Here is a 17,424-nt window from a genome sequence, read left to right as displayed (position 1 = left end):
ACGGTGCTCACTTGTTCTCCTCCTTGAACAGGCTGAAGGCGGTCCGCAACGCCAAGGTCGCGATGATCATCGTTCCGATGACCACGACGACGCCCGCGGCGGAGGCGCGACCGTAGTCCTGAGCGGTGTAGAAGGTCTGGTAGATGAAGTAGGGCAGGTTGGCCGTGCCCAGCCCGCCGGAGGTGATCGTGAACACGTGGTCGAAGTTCTGGACCACATAGATCGCTCCGAGCAGCCCGGATAGCTCGATGTACTGGCGCAGGTGCGGCAGCGTCATGTGGGTGAAGATCTGCCAACTGCTGGCGCCGTCGATCTTGGCCGCCTCGACGACGTCCATCGGCCGGCTGGTCAGCCCGGCGAGCAGGATAAGCATCATGAACGGCGTCCACTGCCACACCAGGGCGACGATGATCGCGATCAGCGGGTTGTTGCTGATCCAGTCCGGTTGCGGGGCGTTGTCCCCGAAGATCGCGGTGAGCATGCCGTTCAGCAGCCCGTATTCCGGGTTGTAGAGCGCGTGCTTCCACAGCAACGCCGCGGCGACCGGGACGACGAGGAAGGGGGTGATCATCAGCGTGCGGACGATCCCGCGGCCGCGGAACTTGCGGTCGAGCAGCAGGGCGATGAGCAGGCCAAGGACCAGGCTGATCAGCACGACCGACACCGTCAAAATGATCGTGACCAGAACCGCCTTGCGGGCGTTGACGTTGCTGAACACGCGAACGAAGTTGTCGACGCCGGCGAAGCCACGCTCGTCGGGGTAGTAGGCGTTCCAGTTCATGAACGAGACGATGATCGTCATCACGAACGGCAGCTGGGTCAAGGCGATCGTGAAGATCAGCGCGGGCAGCAGCGGGAGTCGGCGCGCCCAGTCCCCCGCCCCTTGGAGCCGTTGCGAGGGGGCGGGTGCCGCCTTGCCGGATGCGGCGAGCGCGGTGTTGGTTGCCATCACTTCTCCTCTCGCGCCTGGTAGCGCTCGGCGATGTCCTCGGCCAGCTGCTGGCCCTTGTCCAGTGCCTCATCGACCGTGGTCTGCCCCGCGATCGCCGCGCTGACGTCCTGGCTGACCTGGGTGCCGAGGTCGGGGAACTCGGGGATGTCGATGAATTGCACCCCGATCGCCGGCCGTTTCTGCACGCCCGCGTTCGCCGGGTCGGCCGAGGAGATCGCATCGAGCGTCGGCTTGGCGAAGGCGCTGGCGACCTGGAGGTAGTCGGCGTTCTCGTAGGTGGAGGCGCGTTTGCCGGCGGGCACTCGGGCCCAGCCGAGTTCCTTGCCGACCAGTTCCTCGTATTCCTTGGAGGAGGCCCAAGAGATGAACTTCCAGGCGTTCTCCTGCTTTGTGCTCGCCGCCTGAATACTCCAGGACCAGGCATACAGCCAGCCGGAGGACTTGGTCTCCTTCACCGGCGCGGCGACATAGGCCATCTTGCCCTTGACCTTCGAGCCGTCCGCCTCCAACGACCCGGCGGCAGAGGTGGCGTCATACCACATGGCGGTGTTGCCCTGCATGACGTTGTTGAGGCACTCGGTGAACCCGGCCTGGGGCGCGCCATTTTCGCCGTGGGCGCGCACGAGGTCGACATAGAAGTTCACCGCCGCCTTGAACTCCGGGGCGTTGACTCCCGGCGTCCAGTCCTGATTGAACCAAGTGCCGCCGAAGGTGTTGACGACCGTGGTGAGCGGGGCGAAGATCTGGCCCCAGCCCGGCTGGCCGCGCAGGCAGATGCCCCGCATGCCCGGCTCGGCGCCATCGGCGTCGGCCGCGATCTTGGCGACCTCGTCCCACGTCGGGTTGCTCGGCATCGTGATGCCCTTGGCGTCCAGGACGTCCTTGCGGTACATGAGGAACGACGACTCGCCATAGAAGGGCTGACCGTAGATCTTGCCGTCGGAGGAAAGCGAGACGGTCATCGGCTTCAGGATGTCGTCCTGATCGAAGGCGGCATCCTTGGCGATGAAGTCGTCCATCGGGGCGATCCACTTCGCCTTGGCATAGATCGGGATCTCGAAATTGGACAGCGAGGCGACGTCATACTGCCCGGCCTGGCTGGTGAACTCCTGGCTGATCTTGTCGCGGACGTCGTTCTCGGGCAGGACCGTGAAGTTGACCTTGATTCCGGTCTTGGCGGTGAAGTTGTCCGCGGTCAGCTGTTGCAGATCGACCATCTGCGGGTTGTTGACCATCAGGACGTTGATGCTGTCCGCGCCGCCTCCCCCAACCCCGCCGCCGCCCCAGCCGGCGCAGCCGGCGAGGGTGACCACGGTGACGACGGCGAACGCACCCGATCTCGGGCACCGTCTCGGCATCCTTGCCTCCAGTGATTGTCGGAATTCTCGATCGCGGACGTCAGCGCTCATCTGAGCGCAACAGCCGCGCAGATGAGTAAAGTGGTCACCGGCAGGTCTTGTCAACTGGTCAGGACACTCGATGGGACGGCGATCGTGACCCCGGAACTCGGCCCGAGCGAGCTGGTGATGATGGCCGCAGTCGCCCGGCGCCACTACCTGCGCGGTCAGTCCAAGGTCGAGATCGCGTCCGCACTCGGCATCAGCCGCTTCAAGGTCGCCCGGCTGCTCGACCTCGCGCGAGAAAGTGGGTTGGTGCGCATCGAGATTGCGCCGGTTGGCCGCATCGACGCCGACCTGGCGGGACGCTTGCAGGAGCGCTATGGGTTGGCCCATTGCGCGGTTGTCGTGACCGACGGGACTCCGGAGACCCGGGCTGAGGTTGGCGCCGTGGCCGGTCGGCTTCTTGGTGAAATCGTTATGGACGATGACGTCCTCGGTCTGCCCTGGGCCCGCTCCATCGCCGACATGCTCGCGACGATGACCCGCCTGCCGCCGGTGCCGATCGTCCAGCTCAGCGGCGCGCTGGTCATCCCCGGCGAGACGTCGAGCCCCGTCGACCTGGTCAGCCGGGCCGCCCGGCTGGCCGGGGGCGAGTCGCATCTGTTCTATGCGCCGATGCTCCTCGATGACGCCCACTCGGCCCGGGCGCTGCGGCGACAGCCCACCGTCGCCGACGCGCTGCGCCAGGTCCACCGGGTCACCAAGGCCGTCGTCGGGATCGGCGCCTGGACCGAGGGATCGTCGACGATCTACCGGGTCATCGGCGATGCCGATCGCCGGGCCGTTGCCGCCGCAGGCGTGATCGGCGAGGCCGCCGGGGTGTGTTTCGACCGCGGCGGCAACCCGGTGCCCACGATCCTCGACGACCGGCTGGTCACCGTGCGCGCCGACCAACTACGCGCCATCCCCGAAGTGATCGGCATCGCCTCCGGAGCAACCAAGGCGCCGGCCGTGCGTGCGAGCATCCTGGCCGGGCTGGTCAACTCCGTCGTCGTTGACACCGAGATCGCGATCGTGATGGCGGACGGCTAATTGATAACTTCGACGGTCATCGGGTCCACGACGCCGACGAGGTCGGCGCTCGGGGCCGGATCGAGCAGGTGGGGGCCGTTGTTGCGGTTGGAGCTGACCGCCCGCGAGACGGGATAGGCGACGAACCGGCCGGGATCGGCATACGCGAGCAGGTCGGCGACCGCCGTGGGGTCGGTGAGTTCAGGGTCGAGCCAGCGCGCCCAATCCGGACGCTCGAGCACGAGCGGCTGGCGGTCGTGGATGCGATCCAGGCCGGGCTCGGCGCTCGTCGTGAGGATCGTGAACGTCACCAGCCAGGCCTGCTGGTCCTCGGAATCGGCGATCGCCTTGTCCCGCCAGAACTCATAGAGCCCCGCCATCGCCAGGTCGGCGCCGTCGGCGCGGTGAATGAAGAACGGTTGCTTGCGCGGCTTGCCCTTGGCATCGGTCGCCGTCGGGGAGGCCTGCCACTCATACCACCCCTGGGCCGGGATCAGCGCGCGGCGGGCCGCCAGCGCCTTGCTGAAGGCCGGCTTGGTGGCGACCGTGTCGGCGCGCGCGTTGATCATCCGGGCACCGGCACCGGGCCCCTTTGCCCACGAGGGGACCAGGCCCCAGGAGAGCAGCCGCAGCTGCCGGGTGATCTCTGCGGTGTCGCGTTCGCGCCGGGACAGCACGACGGGGGCGGCCTTGGTCGGGGCCATATTCCAGTCCGGCGTGCCCGCTGGGGGGTGCTGCGGGGTCTTCAGCAGCGAGCGCGCCGGCTCCTCGTGCAGGTCGACGTCGACGTCGAACTCCTCGACCAGCTCGCTCAGGTCCGCGCTCGCGGCATATCGTCCGCACATCCTGCCGCCTTGTTGGTCGAGGTTGGGCGGCCTCTCGGGTGGGAAGGCCGCCGGGTTGCGTCTACCGTAGGTCATCGAATCGCTGTAAATCGAAGGAGTTGAACCCACCATGAGTGTCGTCCGCAAGATCGCCCGGCCGCTGCTGGCCGGCATCTTCGTCGTCGCCGGACTGGACACCCTGCGCCACCCGGGCACGCGTGCGGCCAAGGCCGAGCCGGTCGTGCGTGCCCTCGCGAGGCCGCTGGGGCTGCCCGATGACACCGAGCTGATGGTGCGCGCCAATGGGGCCACCATGGTCGCCGCCGGTGGGCTGCTCGCCGCCGGGCGCTTCCCCCGGCTGGCGTCACTGGCCCTGGCCACCTCGCTGGTCCCGACGACCGCGGCCGGGCACGCGTTCTGGAATGAGACCGACCCGAGCGCCCGCTCCCGCGAACGAGTGCAGTTCCTCAAGAACGTGGGCCTGTTGGGCGGGTTGCTGCTGGCCAGCGTCGACACCGAGGGCAAGCCCGGGCTGGCCTACCGCGCCAAGCTGCTCGGAGACAGCGCCCAACGCACGGCGGCGAGCGCCCGCAAGGACGCCCGGCACGCCGCGCGAGCCGCCAAACGCGAAGCGCGGCTGAAGGTGGCTGAAGCCCACAGTGCCATCCGCTGATCCCCCTGATCTGTGGTCCCCTCCCGGTGCCAAACGACCGATCAACGCGGTCGTCACGCTGCCGGGCAGCAAGTCGCTGACCAACCGCTACCTCGTGCTCGCGGCGCTGGCCGACGACACCTCCCGGCTGCGCGCGCCACTGCGCTCACGCGACACCGTCTTGATGGCCAAGGCCCTGCGGCGGCTCGGTGCGGACATCACCGACGGCCCCGACGGCGAGGGCGACTGGATCATCGATCCCGGGCCGATCCGCGGCGGCCGGACGATCGACTGCGGCCTGGCGGGCACCGTCATGCGGTTCGTCCCGGCCGTGGCAGCGCTGGCCGACTCACCGGTCGAATTCGACGGTGATGCCCAGGCGCGCACGCGGCCGATGGGACCCATTCTCCACGCGCTCGCCGCCCTCGGCGCACGCGTCGACGACGGCGGTCGTGGGGGCCTGCCCTTCCGGGTCGGAGGCGGCGCTTCGGTGACCGGGGGCCGGGTGGAGATGGACGCCTCGGCGTCCTCGCAGTTCATTTCCAGCCTGCTGCTCGCCGGATCGGCATACGACGACGGCGTGACGGTCGTGCACACGGGCAAGCCGGTCCCCAGCGAGCCGCACATCGCGATGACCGTCGAGACCATCCGCGACGCCGGCGGCATCGTCGACGACGGCGAGCCCAACACCTGGAGCGTCGAGCCCGGTCCGCTGTCCGGTCTCGATGTGGTCATCGAGCCCGACCTGTCCAATGCCGCGCCCTTCCTCGCCGCCGCGGTGGTCACCGGTGGGCGGGTGCGCGTGCCCGGCTGGCCGCAATACACGACCCAGGCCGGCGACGCGCTGCGCGACATCCTCGACATCATGGGCGCCGACGTCCGCCTCGACCGGGATGGCCTGACGGTCACCGGTGGCGCGGGGATCTCCGGTCTCGACATCGACCTGCACGACGCCAGCGAGCTCACGCCGGTCGTCGCCGCCTTGGCCGCGCTGGCTGACGGGCCGAGCATCATCCGCGGGGTGGCGCACATCCGCGGCCACGAAACCGACCGGATCACGGCCTTGGCCACCGAACTGAATCGCGTGGGAATCGGTGTCGAAGAGCGCGAGGACGGGCTGCGGATCACGCCCGCTCGGCCACGCGCGGCCCGGTGGCGCACCTATGCCGACCATCGGATGGTCATGGCCGGCGCGGTGATCGGGTTGGTCACCCGAGGGCTGGAGATCGCCGACCCGGGAACCGTCGCCAAAACCCTGCCCGAGTTCACGACACTCTGGGCGGACATGGCGGCCAAACGGTGAGCCCGGGGCGGCGCCGATACGACGAGGAGGACGTGCGGGTTCGCCCCAATCCCCGCGGCTCCCGGCCACGCTCGAAGGAACGGCCCCGCCACGAGGACGCCGTGCTCGGGCGCGTGACCGCGGTCGACCGGGGTCGCTACACCACACTCGTCCGAGCCGGTGACCAGCCGCGGACCGTCCTGGCGATGAAGGCTCGCGAGCTGGCCCGCAAGGGCGTCGTCGTCGGCGACCAGGTCGCGCTCGTGGGCGATACCAGTGGCGCGGTCGACACCCTGGCTCGGATCGTGCGCATCGAGGAGCGCGAGAGCGTGCTGCGCCGCACCGCCGACGACACCGACCCGGTCGAGCGGGTCATCGTCGCCAACGCCGACCAGTTGGTGGTCGTCACGGCGCTGATCAATCCGCAGCCGCGGCCCCGGTTGATCGACCGATGCCTGGTGGCGGCCTACGACGCCGGCCTGGACCCCCTGCTCGTGCTGACCAAGTCCGATCTGGCCGACCCCGAGGATTTCCTACGGGATTACACGCCGCTCGAAGTCCCCTATGTCGTGACGTCGAGCAAAACCCCGGGGGGCTTCACCGGCTTAGACCAGGTCCGCGCGCGCCTGCACGACCGGGTCAGCGTGTTCGTCGGTCACTCGGGAGTCGGCAAATCGACCCTGGTCAACGCCTTGGTCCCCTCGGCCGACCGTGCGACCGGGCAGGTCAACGACGTGACCGGGCGGGGGCGGCATACGTCGACGTCGGCGGTCGCGCTGGCGTTGCCCGATGGCGGTTGGGTGGTCGACACACCGGGGATCCGCTCCTTCGGCCTGGCCCACGTCGACCTGGCCCGGATCATCACCCACTTCCCCGACTTGGAGCCCGGCACCGCCGACTGCCCGCGCGGCTGCACCCACGACGAGGAGGAGTGCGCCCTCGATGCCTGGGTTGCCGCGGGGCGTGCCGGACCCGCCGGCGCCTCCCGCCTGGACAGCCTGCGCCGCCTGCTGCGCGCCCGGGGCCAACAGAGCGAAGACTAAACTTGGGGCGCGTCTGGCAATTGCCGTGGCCCGCGCAAAGTATCGGAGCGACTGGGTCCCCACGCTCTGCGCGGGCAGGAGCGGAGAACTTTGTGGGGTCTAAGACCGCTCAGCCGCGCCGGATGTCGCGGATCTGCGGGTCCTGGGACTCCTCGGGGTGCTCAAACGTGGGGTCGGGGGCCCGGTCGGCGCGCACATCCTCGGCGTCCAGCGATGCGTCCGGGAGCACCTGGTCGTGCGTTTCGTCCGCGACGAGGTCATCAACGAGCACGCCGTGGTCCTGAATCCCGGAGTCGAACAGCAGCCCCTCGTTGTCGGCGATCGAGGTGTCCACGATCACCCGCACCTCGGCGAAATGACACGCCGACAAGTGGCCCTCGTCGCCGTCGGGGCGCATCTCCAGGGCCGGAACCTCGCTCTTGCAGCGGTCCTGCACCTTCCAGCAGCGGGTATGGAAGCGGCACCCGGACGGCGGGTTCGCCGGGGAGGGGACATCGCCGGTCAGCACGATCTGCTCGCGGGTGCCGCGAGTGCTCGGGTCGGGCACCGGGACCGCGGACAGCAGCGCCTGAGTGTAGGGGTGGGTCGGCCGGTCGTAGACGTCGTCCTCCTCCCCCAGCTCGGCGATCTTGCCGAGATACATGACCGCGACCCGATCGGAGATGTGCCGCACCACCGACAGGTCGTGGGCGATGAAGACATACGACAGCCCGAGCTCGTTCTGCAGCTTCTCCATCAGGTTGATGACCTGCGCCTGCACCGAGACGTCCAGGGCCGAGACCGGCTCGTCGCAGATGAGCACCTTGGGGTTGAGCGCGATCCCGCGGGCGATGCCGATGCGCTGGCGCTGGCCGCCGGAGAACTGGTGCGGGAAGCGGTTGATGTGCTCGGGGTTGAGACCGACCTTCTCCAACAGCTCCTGGACGGCCTTGCGCCGGCCGGCCTTGGGAACGACGTCGGGGTGGATCTCGAACGGCTCGCCGATGATGTCGCCGACCGTCTTGCGGGGGTTGAGCGAGGTGTAGGGATCCTGGAAGACGATCTGGATGTCGCGGCGCAGCTTGCGCATATTGCTGCCGGACTGGGCGTGCATGTTGACGCCCTCGAACTCGACATTGCCCGAGGTCGGCTCCTCCAGGCGCATGAGCAGCCGGCCGAGCGTCGACTTGCCGCAGCCGGACTCACCGACGACGCCAAGGGTCTCGCCCTGCAGCAGCTCGAAGCTGACGCCGTCGACCGCTTTGACCCACCCGGTCGTGCGGCGCATGACGCCGGTCTTGATCGGATAATGCTTGACCAGATCGGTCGCCTTGAGGATGACCTCAGCCACCGAGCACCTCCTGGGAGAAGTGGCATGCCGACTTCCGGCGCGGACCGACCTCGAGAAGCGGCGGCAGGTCGCGGCGGCACACATCCTGCGCCATTCGGCACCGCGGGTTGAACGCACACCCGGGCGGGATCTTCATCAGGTTGGGCGGCAGGCCGCCGATCGCAGCCAGCTCCTTGCCCTTGAGGTCCAATCTCGGGATCGACTCGAGCAGGCCCTTGGTGTAGGGATGCGCGGGCCGGGTATAGATGTCCCCCACATCGGCCTCCTCGACGATCCGCCCGGCATACATGACGGCGATCCGGTCGGCGACATCGGCGACGACGCCGAGGTCGTGGGTGATCAGGATCAGGCCCATCTGCCGCTCCTGCTGCAACTCCTGCAGCAGCGACATGATCTGGGCTTGCACGGTGACATCGAGCGCGGTCGTCGGTTCGTCGGCGATGAGGATCGCCGGGTCGAGCGCGATCGCCATCGCGATCATGATGCGCTGGCGCATCCCGCCGGAGAACTGGTGCGGGTAGGCCTTGACCCGCTGCTTGGCCCCCGGGATGGAGACGCGCTCCATCAGCTTGACCGCCTGGGCATAGGCGTCGGACTTGTTCATCCCGCGGTGGGTGCGGAACATCTCGCCGATCTGCCAGCCGACCGGGAAGGTCGGGTTCAGCGCGCTGAGGGCATCCTGGAAGATCATCGAGATCTCCGGGCCACGGGTCTTGCGGCGCTGCTCCTCGGGCATCGTCAACAGGTCGTGCCCGCAATAGCTGACCCGGCCCTTGGGGATGCTGGCCGGCGGCATGTCGAGGATGCCGAGGACCGCCTGCGCCGTCACCGACTTCCCGGAACCGGACTCCCCGAGAATCGCCAGGCACTCGCCCTGGTCGAGGTGGAAGTCGACGCCGTTGATCGCCTTGGCCACGCCATAGCGGGTGTGAAACTCGACGTGCAGATCCTCGACATCGAGCAGACGCCCGTCCTGCGCATGATAGGGCGAGCTGCCGCCCTTGGTCTCGGCGATCGTCGCCGCGGTTGCACCAGCCATCGGTCACCGGCCTTTCGGGTCGAAGGCGTCGCGGACGGCGTCGCCGAGCATGATGAAGGCGAGCACCGCGAGGCTGAGGAAGATGCTGGGGAAGGCCAGCACCCACACCGCCTGGCGGATGATCACGAGGGAATCCGAGATCGCCACCCCCCAGGAGATGGCGGGGGCGACCAGGCCGATGCCGAGGAAGCTCAGCGAGGCCTCGGCCGAGATATAGGCGCCCAGGTTGATCATCGAGACCACGATCACCGGCGCCATCGCATTGGGCAGGATGTGCGATCGCACGATCCGCCACGGGCTGGCGCCGAGGGCGCGCGCCGCTTGGACGTAGTCGTTGGGTTTGACCTGCAAGACGGCGCTACGCATGAGTCGCGCGATGCCCGGCCAGCCGAGGATTGCCAGCGCGAGCACGACCTTGCCGACGACTGAGAAATAGCTGGAGTTGACGGTGTTGGGGAAGGTGGACATGAACAAGATGCCACCGAGCAGGAACGGGATGGCAAAGAAGATGTCGGTGATGCGCATGACGAGGGCGTCGAGGAAGCCCCCGTAGTAGCCGGCGAGCGTCCCGATCACCACGCCGAGGATGCCGGTCGCGATCGTCGCGAAGACACCGACGAGGATCGAGGCGCGGGCGCCATAAATCGTGCGCGCATAGACGTCGTAGCCCTGCAGGTCGCGGCCGAACCACGCCTTGCTCGACGGCGGCGCCAGACTCTCCCGGAGCACGGCGACCGTTGGGTCGGTTCGGGTGAACAGCTGCGGAAAGACCGCCATGATTACGAAGAACACGATCAACACGAGCGAGATCCAAAACAGCGGGTTGCGGCGCAGCTCGGCCCAGGCCTCGGCGGTCAGCGACTGGGCCTGGCCGACGGTCTCGGCCTCCTGCGCGGCGGTGCCCTCGAGCGCGAAGGCGGTCTGGTCAGTCATGGCTGATCCTCGGGTCGAGAACGCCGTAGAGCAAGTCGACGATCAGGTTCATCAGGAGATAGACGATGACGAGCACGGTGACCGCCCCGACGACGGCGACCCCGTCCTTGACGACGATGCTGCGGGCGATATAGCCACCGACGCCGCGGATATTGAAGATCCGCTCGGTGATGATTGCCCCGCCCAGCAGGCCGCCGAAGTCGGCGCCGATGAACGTGACCACCGGAATCAACGAGTTGCGCAGCGTGTGGACGCCGATCGTCCGGCCCCGGCTCAACCCCTTGGCAACCGCCGTGCGGACGTAGTCGGCGCGCAGGTTCTCGACGAGGTTGGTTCGGGTCAACCGCGCCACATAGGCCAGCGACAGCGAGCCGAGCACAATGCCGGGTAGCAGCAACTCAAACCACGTCCCTCGCGGCGAGACCGTCACCGGGAAGAGGCCCAATTTAAGGCCGAAGAAGGTCTGGGCGACCGAGCCGAGGACGAAGGTCGGGATGGCGATGACCACCAGCGTCGTCACCAGGACGAGATTGTCCATGAATCTGCCCTTGCGTATGCCCGCCAATACGCCGGCAATGATCCCGAGGACCATCTCAAAACAGATCGCGATCACCGCCAATCGAATGGTGATCGGATAACGTTTCTGCAACTCGGTCCGCACGTTCAGGCCCTGGAAGGTGGTGCCGAAATCACCCTGGGCGAGCTTGCCCATGTATTTGGCGTACTGGACGGGCAGCGGGTCATCGAGGTTGTGCTCCGCCCGGAACTTCGCGGCATACGCCGGCGAACAGGGGCGCTCGCCGCAGCGACCGGCCAGGGGGTCCCCGGGGAGTGCGAAGACCAGGGCGAAGATCAAAAACGTCGCCCCGATGATGACGGGGATCATTTGGAGCAGCCGCCGGATGATGTATTTGGTCATCGACCCTCACTGGCTTAGGAGACGAGGCTCACTCGGACGTGCCGACCCTACCCGGCAGAACGCGCTGCGGCGAGGTGATCGGTCAACAAAAAAAGGGGAAAGGTGCTGTCCGCGAGAGTTCTTGCCGGACGCAGCCGTGGCCCGCCGACGAATCGGCGGGCCACGACCGAGCTTCACTGATCCGAGCGGTGCCCGGAGAGGTGATCAGGACTTGACGGTGACGCTGGGCAGGTCGATGGTCCCAAAAGCGGTGACCTTGACGTTGTCCACGCGCTCGCCCCAGCCGGCGATGGTCTTGCCGTACCACATCGGGATGGCCGGCATGTCGTCCACGAGGGCCGCCTCGGCCTCCTGGTACTTCGCGTTGGCCGCCTTGACGGTGTCGGCCGCCGCGGCCTCCTTGAGCAGGTTGTCGAAGGTCGGGTTGGAGTAGAGGCCGTCATTCGAACCGGCGCCGGTGGCATACAGCGGGCCGAGGAAGTTCTCGATCGACGGGTAGTCCATCTGCCAGCCGGTGCGGATCAGGCCCTTCATCTTGTGCTCGGTGATCTGGGTCCGGAAGGCACCGAAGGTCGGGACGGCGACCGCCTTGCAGTCGACGCCGAGGGCTTCCTTGATCGTGTTGCAAGCCGCCTCGGTCCAGGCCTTGTGGTCACCATCGGCGTTGTAGGACAGCGTGATCGTGCCCTTGTAGCCGCCGGCCTTGTCGAGGTATTCCTTGGCCTTGGTCGGGTCGTACTTGCAGAACTCACCGCACACGTCGGGCTTGTAGCCGTCGACGACCGGGGAGACCCAGCCGGTGGCCGGCGTGCGGGTGTTGGCGAGGATCGTCTTGATGATCAGATCGCGGTCGATCGCCATCGAGATCGCCTTGCGCAGGTCGGGGCTCTTGTAGCTCGGGTCGGTCTTCTCCGGCGGGAAGGTGATCGTCGCGATCGTGCCGACGGCCTTCTCGACCCAGCGGTCGGGCAGATCCTGCTTGTACTTCTCACCCTGGTAGGAGCTGACCGGAAGCGCGTCGAGGATGTCGAGCTGGCCGGCCTGGACGTCCTTGTAGGCCGCCTCGGTGTCTTCGTAGATCTTGAAGGTGATCTTGTCGGCCTTGCCGCCGAAGGCACCCTTGTAGTCGGCGTTCTTGCTCAGCACCGCGCCGGTGGCCGGGTCCCAGGAGTCCATCTTGTAGGGGCCGGCGCCGATCGGCTTGGTCTCGAAGCTCTTGCCGTTGTCGGCGAAGAAGCTGTCGGGCAACGGCGAGAAGGCCGTGTAGCCCAGGCGGACCGGGAGGTTGGAGACCTTCTCGGTGGTCTTGATGGTGAAGGTGTGGTCGTCGACGACCTTCAGGCCGGTCATCGTGTCGGCCTTGGCCGGCTTCTTCTCGCAGTCCGGGACCTCTTCGTCCTCGCCGGTCTCCTTGTTCTTCTGCGTCACCAGGCCGCAGTCCATGTCGAGGGCGCCCTCGATCACGTCGAAGAAGTAGGCGTTCAGCTGGGCGTTCTTTCCGGCCCGGCTCCAGTTCCACGCGTCGACGAAGTTCTTGGCCTTGACCTCGGTGCCGTCGGAGAACATCATCCCCGGCTTGAGCTTGACCGTGAAGGTCTGGTTGTCGTCGGAATCGATCGCCTCGGCGAGATCCATCTCAGGGGCCGCGGTGTCGGCGTTGTAGTGGACGAGCTTTGCCAAGACCGCATCGAGGATGTTGCCGCCGCAGGTCTCGTTGGTGTTGGACGGGATGAAGGGGTTCTGCGGGGTGCAGCCGTGGATCGTGAGCTCGCCGCCCGTCGCGCCTTGGCCGGCGGAGCCGGTGCTCGAGCTCGGTTCGTCGCTGCCGCCGCTGCAGGCCGCTGTCAACAGCGCCAGGGCTGAGACACCCGCCAGGGCGGCAGTGCGAGTGGTTCCTCGCATGGATTTCCTCCTACATGGATAGTCGCCGGCCCCCGTGGGACGGCGCGGTCCGAAACCCTCCCCCGGTCGAGAGTGCGGCTTCGTACGGGGCCGCAGTTGGCGCGGCCACGGCAGTCACCTTATGTCCGACGGGCCCGCGGTTGGCGACCTTCCCGGGCGCTCGCAACGAAAATGTGACCCAAACGCGGCCATCCAGCAACCGATTACTCCGAGAACCGCCTCACGACTTGACAATTGTGGCGCTGTGCCCAACCTCCCCGCTCGGGCCGCCGACCGACGATACGTTGGGGCCATGCCCGGCTACGACGACGACCTCCGGTTGGCCCATGTCCTTGCAGATGCCGTCGAGCGGGTGACGATGACGCGCTTTCGCGCCGAGGACCTGCACGTCGAGACCAAGCCCGACCTGACCTGGGTCAGCGACGCCGACCGGGCCGCCGAGGAACTCATCCGCACTCAGCTCGGGCGCACCCGGCCCCGGGACGCCGTGCACGGCGAGGAGTTCCCCGACACCGGGCACGGCCCGCGCCGGTGGGTGATCGACCCGATCGACGGCACCAACAACTACGTGCGCGGTGTCCCGGTGTGGGCGACCTTGATCGGGCTGCTCGACGGCCCGGACGTCGTCATGGGCCTGGTCGCCGCCCCGGCCCTGGGCCGCCGCTGGTGGGCCGCCAAGGGCACCGGGGCGTGGACCGGCCGAGCGCTGACCTCGGCCCGGCCGATCAAGGTCTCGGGGATCGAGCGGCTGGCCGATGCCTCGATCTCGATCTCCGATGTCATCTCCTGGCGCGCCAGTGACCGGCTCGAGGCGATGCTCGGCCTGCTCGACTCCTGTTGGCGCAATCGGGCCTACGGCGACTTCTGGTCCTACATGCTGCTGGCCGAGGGGGCCCTCGACATCGCCGCCGAGCCGGAGCTGGCGTTGCACGACATGGCGGCGCTGGCGCCGATCGTCACCGAGGCCGGCGGCCGGTTCACCTCGCTGGATGGCCGCGACGGGCCCTTCGGCGCCAGCGCGGTAGCCACCAACGGGGCGCTGCACGACCGCGTGCTCCGCACCCTTACACCCGAGCCGTGAGCAGGTCCGTCCCGGCCGCGAGGAACTTCTGCTAGCAGCAGTTAGTCGAGGTCCCCATACCTTGCAACCTATTGGGGGGCAAGGAACTTCTGCTAGCAGAGGTTCCTCGCCGCTCAGTTCGCGACGACGTGGACTTCGCCGCGGCCGAGGGAACGCAACTGCTCGGCATACGTGCTGGCGTCACCGACGATCACAATCGTCCAGGTGCCGTCCACGAACCGGGTGTAGGCATCCCGCAGTGCCTCCGGGGTGACGGCGGCCATCGCGTCGAGGTTGTCCGTCGTGAAGCTCAGCGGCAGGCCCTCGAGGGCGATCGACGTCGCCTCGTCGGCGACCGCGTCGGCCGTCGCGAACCGCCCGGGCGCGGTGTTGCGCAAGAACTCCACGCCGGCGGCGCACTCGGTCGCGGTGAACCCATCCCGGGCGTCATCGAGGATCCCCAACAGCAGGGTGAGCGCCTCGACGGTCACCTCGGTGCGAACTGAGCCGGTGGTGAGGAACAACCCCCCGACTCGCCGCGGCCGGAAGGAGGAGCGCATGCCATAAGTGAACCCCTTCTCCTCGCGCAGCACCTGGTCGACGCGGGCGGTCGGCGACCCGCCGAGGACGAACGATAACACCGGGTATGCCGCCCACGCCGGTTGCACCCGGCGGTCGGGACCGGACCAGCCGACGGCCAGCTCACTTTGCACCGACCCGGGCCGATCGACCAGGACGATCCGCGCCGCGTCGCTCGCCCTGCTGGCCGGCGCGCCGGGGTCGGGTGTGGCCACCGGACCGGGACGCCACCGTCCCATGCTGGCCTCGACGAGGTCGCTGGCCGCAACCGCCGACAGGTCGCCCGCGAGGATGAGCGATGCGGCGTTGGGCACGACATGGGTGGCGTGGAAGGCCGTCACGTGCTCTCGGGTCAACCCGCGAACCGTCTCGGGCGAGCCGGCGGTCGGCCGGCTGGAGCGCTCGGTCGGCGCGAAGTAGGTCGCCTGGAATTCCCGGATCGCCCGGTGGGGCGCCGAGGCTCGCTCCTGCTCGATCTCGGCCAGCCGGGTCCGCACCAGCCGAGTGACCTCGCGCTCGGGGAAGGCGGGCCGGGAGACGGCGTCCAGCAGCAGCTCGAGCGCGGTGGCCAGCCGGCTGCCGGCGACCTCGAGGTGCACGGTCATCCCGGCCTCGGTCAAGGTGGCTCCGAAGTCGATGCCATTGCGCTCGAGCAGCTCGGTGAACTCCTCGCTGGAATGCTCCTCGGTGCCCTCGTCCAGCAATCGGCTCATCAGCGCGGCGACGCCCTCCGCCTCTCGCGGCTCGGCGCGCGTGGAGACGGGCACGACCAGGCGGATGCTGACGACATACTGGCCCGGGATATCGTAGGCGTGGACGGTCAGCCCGTTGTCGAGCCGCCGGGTCTGCGGCAGCGGGAACTCCCACCGCCCGGGCGGGGTGACCTCGGGCCGAGTTGCCGGCTGCGCGCTCACGCCGCCTCCTCCGCACCGGTCAGATAGGACACGACCGCGCGCGAGCCGGGCGCCAACCACTGCGCCGCAGCGGCTTGCACCTCGGCCGCGTCGATGGCGCCCAGCTCGTCGAGGAAGCGGTTGACATAGTCGGGGTCGTGATAAAGCAGGGCGTGATGGCTCAGGGCGTCGGCGCGCTCGTCCTGGCCGGCCAGATCACCCAGCCAACTACGTTCCGCCCCGGCGTGGGCGGCCTCCATCTCGGCTTCGGTGGGCCCCTGCTCGATGAAGCCGCGCAGTTCTTCCAGCAGGCTCTCCTCGACGGCGTTGGGGTCGGCGTCCTCGGCGACGTCGACGGCGATCAGCCCGAGCGAGACCCCGTCCACGAAGCCCATCGGGTGACCCTGGACGCTGGTGGCCACCTGCTCGGTGCGCACCAGCCGCCGCACGGCTCGGCTCATCGACAGCCCGGCGACCGCCTCGATCGCCAGGGCGCTGGCGAGATAGCCGCGGTCGCGCTCGACCGGCAACCGGAAGCCGACATAGAGCCGGTCGTTGGGCACCTCGCCGGTGACCGTATGCCGCTGCGGCTCGGCCAGCGGCGGTAACTGTTCCCGGGCAGCGGGATGCGCCCGGGGGGCCGGCTCGAGCGCGCCGAAGTAGCGCTCGATCTTGGCGATCCCCTCCTCGGCGGTGATATCACCGACGAGGGTCAGCAGTGTGTTGTCCGGGCCGTAGTGGGCGCGGAAGAACGCGTGCACATCCTCGACGGTTGCGGCGTCGAGATCGTCCATCGACCCGATCGTCGGGTGGTGATAGGGGTGATCCTCGGGGAAGACGGTTGCGTAGAGGTCACGCAGCGCGTGACCGTAGGGCACATTGTCGTAGCGCTGGCGCTTTTCCTCCTTGACCACATCGCGCTGGTTGTCCAGATTGGTCTGGTTCACGGCATCCAGCAGGTGCCCGTGCCGGTCGGCCTCGAGCCACAGCGCCAAGTCGAGCGCACCGGTGGGCACGGTCTCGAAGTAGTTGGTCCGGTCGAACCAGGTGGTGGCGTTCAGCCGGCCGCCCGCGGCCATGAGCAGCGAGAAGTGTTCCCCGCTGGCGACATTGCGCGACCCCTGGAACATCAGGTGCTCGAAGAGGTGGGCGAAGCCGGTCCGGCCGACGACCTCATGGCGCGAGCCGACGTTGACCCACAGGTTCACCGACACGCTGGGGACGCTGTGGTCGGGAGAGATCACGATGCGCAGGCCGTTGGCCAGCGTGTGCTCGACGATCGGATAGTCCAGGGACATAGCCCACACCCTAGGCTGCCTCGGATCGAGGTCCGAACACCCACATCGAGTCCGGGGCGAGCCCAGGGCCGGCCAGGACGAGAGGAACTTCCAGCTACGCAGATTGGCCGAAACCGTGCCGAGAGGCTCCTCGAGGCACGACCAGCGCGGATTCAGGCCCGGAATCGGCTGATTCCGGGCCTGAATGCTGGTAGCGGGGGCAGGATTTGAACCTGCGACCTCCGGGTTATGAGCCCGGCGAGCTACCGAGCTGCTCCACCCCGCGTCGGTGAATACACCATACGTTGCGGCGCGGCTGGCGCCAAAT

The 17,424-nt window shown here is 68.1% G+C and carries 15 protein-coding genes and 1 tRNA gene; 5 read left to right on the top strand and 11 right to left on the bottom strand.

What is annotated here, in order from left to right:
* Positions 1 to 7: 7 nt before the first annotated feature.
* Complete coding sequence (locus V9G19_RS25430) at positions 8 to 949, bottom strand: carbohydrate ABC transporter permease (protein WP_462288182.1); 942 nt, start codon at positions 947 to 949, stop codon at positions 8 to 10.
* Positions 949 to 2,310, bottom strand: a complete 1,362-nt coding sequence (locus tag V9G19_RS25425) for an ABC transporter substrate-binding protein (RefSeq protein WP_462288181.1) — start codon at positions 2,308 to 2,310, stop codon at positions 949 to 951. Before V9G19_RS25425 ends, V9G19_RS25430 begins: the two co-directional genes overlap by 1 nt.
* 72 nt (positions 2,311 to 2,382) lie before the next feature.
* Here V9G19_RS25425 and V9G19_RS25420 point away from each other — a divergent pair, with 72 nt between their 5' ends.
* Positions 2,383 to 3,384: a sugar-binding transcriptional regulator gene (locus V9G19_RS25420; RefSeq protein ID WP_462288180.1), complete on the top strand. Its 1,002-nt coding sequence runs from the start codon at positions 2,383 to 2,385 to the stop codon at positions 3,382 to 3,384.
* Here V9G19_RS25420 and V9G19_RS25415 read toward each other — a convergent pair.
* Positions 3,381 to 4,208, bottom strand: coding sequence for an SOS response-associated peptidase (locus V9G19_RS25415; protein ID WP_462288179.1), 828 nt, complete (start codon positions 4,206 to 4,208; stop codon positions 3,381 to 3,383). The genes V9G19_RS25420 and V9G19_RS25415 overlap by 4 nt on opposite strands.
* Before the next feature lie 109 nt (positions 4,209 to 4,317).
* Here V9G19_RS25415 and V9G19_RS25410 point away from each other — a divergent pair, with 109 nt between their 5' ends.
* The 3 genes from V9G19_RS25410 to rsgA are packed head-to-tail and all read left to right on the top strand — an operon-like array spanning position 4,318 to position 7,164.
* The gene (locus V9G19_RS25410; protein ID WP_462288178.1) at positions 4,318 to 4,860 is read left to right on the top strand and encodes a DoxX family protein; all 543 of its coding nucleotides are present in this window, start codon (positions 4,318 to 4,320) and stop codon (positions 4,858 to 4,860) included.
* Entirely contained in the window at positions 4,847 to 6,142 is a 1,296-nt protein-coding gene (gene aroA / locus V9G19_RS25405; protein WP_462288177.1) for a 3-phosphoshikimate 1-carboxyvinyltransferase, read from the top strand. The genes V9G19_RS25410 and aroA overlap by 14 nt, the downstream gene beginning before the upstream one ends.
* Complete coding sequence (rsgA, locus tag V9G19_RS25400; RefSeq protein ID WP_462288176.1) at positions 6,139 to 7,164, top strand: ribosome small subunit-dependent GTPase A; 1,026 nt, start codon at positions 6,139 to 6,141, stop codon at positions 7,162 to 7,164. The genes aroA and rsgA overlap by 4 nt, the downstream gene beginning before the upstream one ends.
* A 109-nt stretch (positions 7,165 to 7,273) precedes the next feature.
* Here rsgA and V9G19_RS25395 read toward each other — a convergent pair whose 3' ends face one another.
* The 5 genes from V9G19_RS25395 to V9G19_RS25375 all read right to left on the bottom strand — a co-directional run bounded on the left by V9G19_RS25395 (position 7,274) and on the right by V9G19_RS25375 (position 13,287).
* Positions 7,274 to 8,494 (bottom strand): ABC transporter ATP-binding protein, encoded by a 1,221-nt coding sequence (locus tag V9G19_RS25395; protein WP_462288175.1) that lies wholly within the window; start codon positions 8,492 to 8,494, stop codon positions 7,274 to 7,276.
* Entirely contained in the window at positions 8,487 to 9,533 is a 1,047-nt protein-coding gene (locus V9G19_RS25390; RefSeq protein WP_462288174.1) for an ABC transporter ATP-binding protein, read from the bottom strand. The genes V9G19_RS25395 and V9G19_RS25390 overlap by 8 nt, the downstream gene beginning before the upstream one ends.
* 3 nt (positions 9,534 to 9,536) lie before the next feature.
* A complete protein-coding gene (locus tag V9G19_RS25385; protein WP_462288173.1) occupies positions 9,537 to 10,466 on the bottom strand; it encodes an ABC transporter permease in 930 nt (309 codons plus the stop codon).
* On the bottom strand, positions 10,459 to 11,385 hold the full coding sequence (locus V9G19_RS25380) for an ABC transporter permease (protein ID WP_462288172.1): 927 nt from the start codon (positions 11,383 to 11,385) through the stop codon (positions 10,459 to 10,461). The genes V9G19_RS25385 and V9G19_RS25380 overlap by 8 nt, the downstream gene beginning before the upstream one ends.
* Positions 11,386 to 11,589: 204 nt before the next feature.
* Positions 11,590 to 13,287, bottom strand: a complete 1,698-nt coding sequence (locus V9G19_RS25375; RefSeq protein WP_462288171.1) for a peptide ABC transporter substrate-binding protein — start codon at positions 13,285 to 13,287, stop codon at positions 11,590 to 11,592.
* A gap of 292 nt (positions 13,288 to 13,579) precedes the next feature.
* On the opposite strand from V9G19_RS25375, the gene V9G19_RS25370 reads away from it, so the two are divergent.
* Positions 13,580 to 14,368 carry an inositol monophosphatase family protein gene (locus V9G19_RS25370; RefSeq protein ID WP_462288170.1) on the top strand — a complete coding sequence of 263 codons (789 nt, stop codon included), beginning with the start codon at positions 13,580 to 13,582 and terminating at the stop codon, positions 14,366 to 14,368.
* Between the two features lie 113 nt (positions 14,369 to 14,481).
* On the opposite strand, the gene V9G19_RS25365 is transcribed toward V9G19_RS25370, so the two are convergent.
* The 3 genes from V9G19_RS25365 to V9G19_RS25355 form a co-directional block, all read right to left on the bottom strand.
* Entirely contained in the window at positions 14,482 to 15,840 is a 1,359-nt protein-coding gene (locus V9G19_RS25365) for a M16 family metallopeptidase (RefSeq protein WP_462288169.1), read from the bottom strand.
* A complete protein-coding gene (locus V9G19_RS25360; RefSeq protein ID WP_462288168.1) occupies positions 15,837 to 17,117 on the bottom strand; it encodes a M16 family metallopeptidase in 1,281 nt (426 codons plus the stop codon). The genes V9G19_RS25365 and V9G19_RS25360 overlap by 4 nt, the downstream gene beginning before the upstream one ends.
* Before the next feature lie 188 nt (positions 17,118 to 17,305).
* A tRNA-Met gene (locus V9G19_RS25355) sits at positions 17,306 to 17,382 on the bottom strand.
* Positions 17,383 to 17,424 lie beyond the last annotated feature (42 nt).

This window comes from Nostocoides sp., from assembly GCF_037045025.1.
Classification (GTDB): domain Bacteria; phylum Actinomycetota; class Actinomycetes; order Actinomycetales; family Dermatophilaceae; genus Nostocoides_A.
Note: the sequence above shows the minus strand (reverse complement) of the source record. Positions and strands in the feature narration are given on the sequence as shown.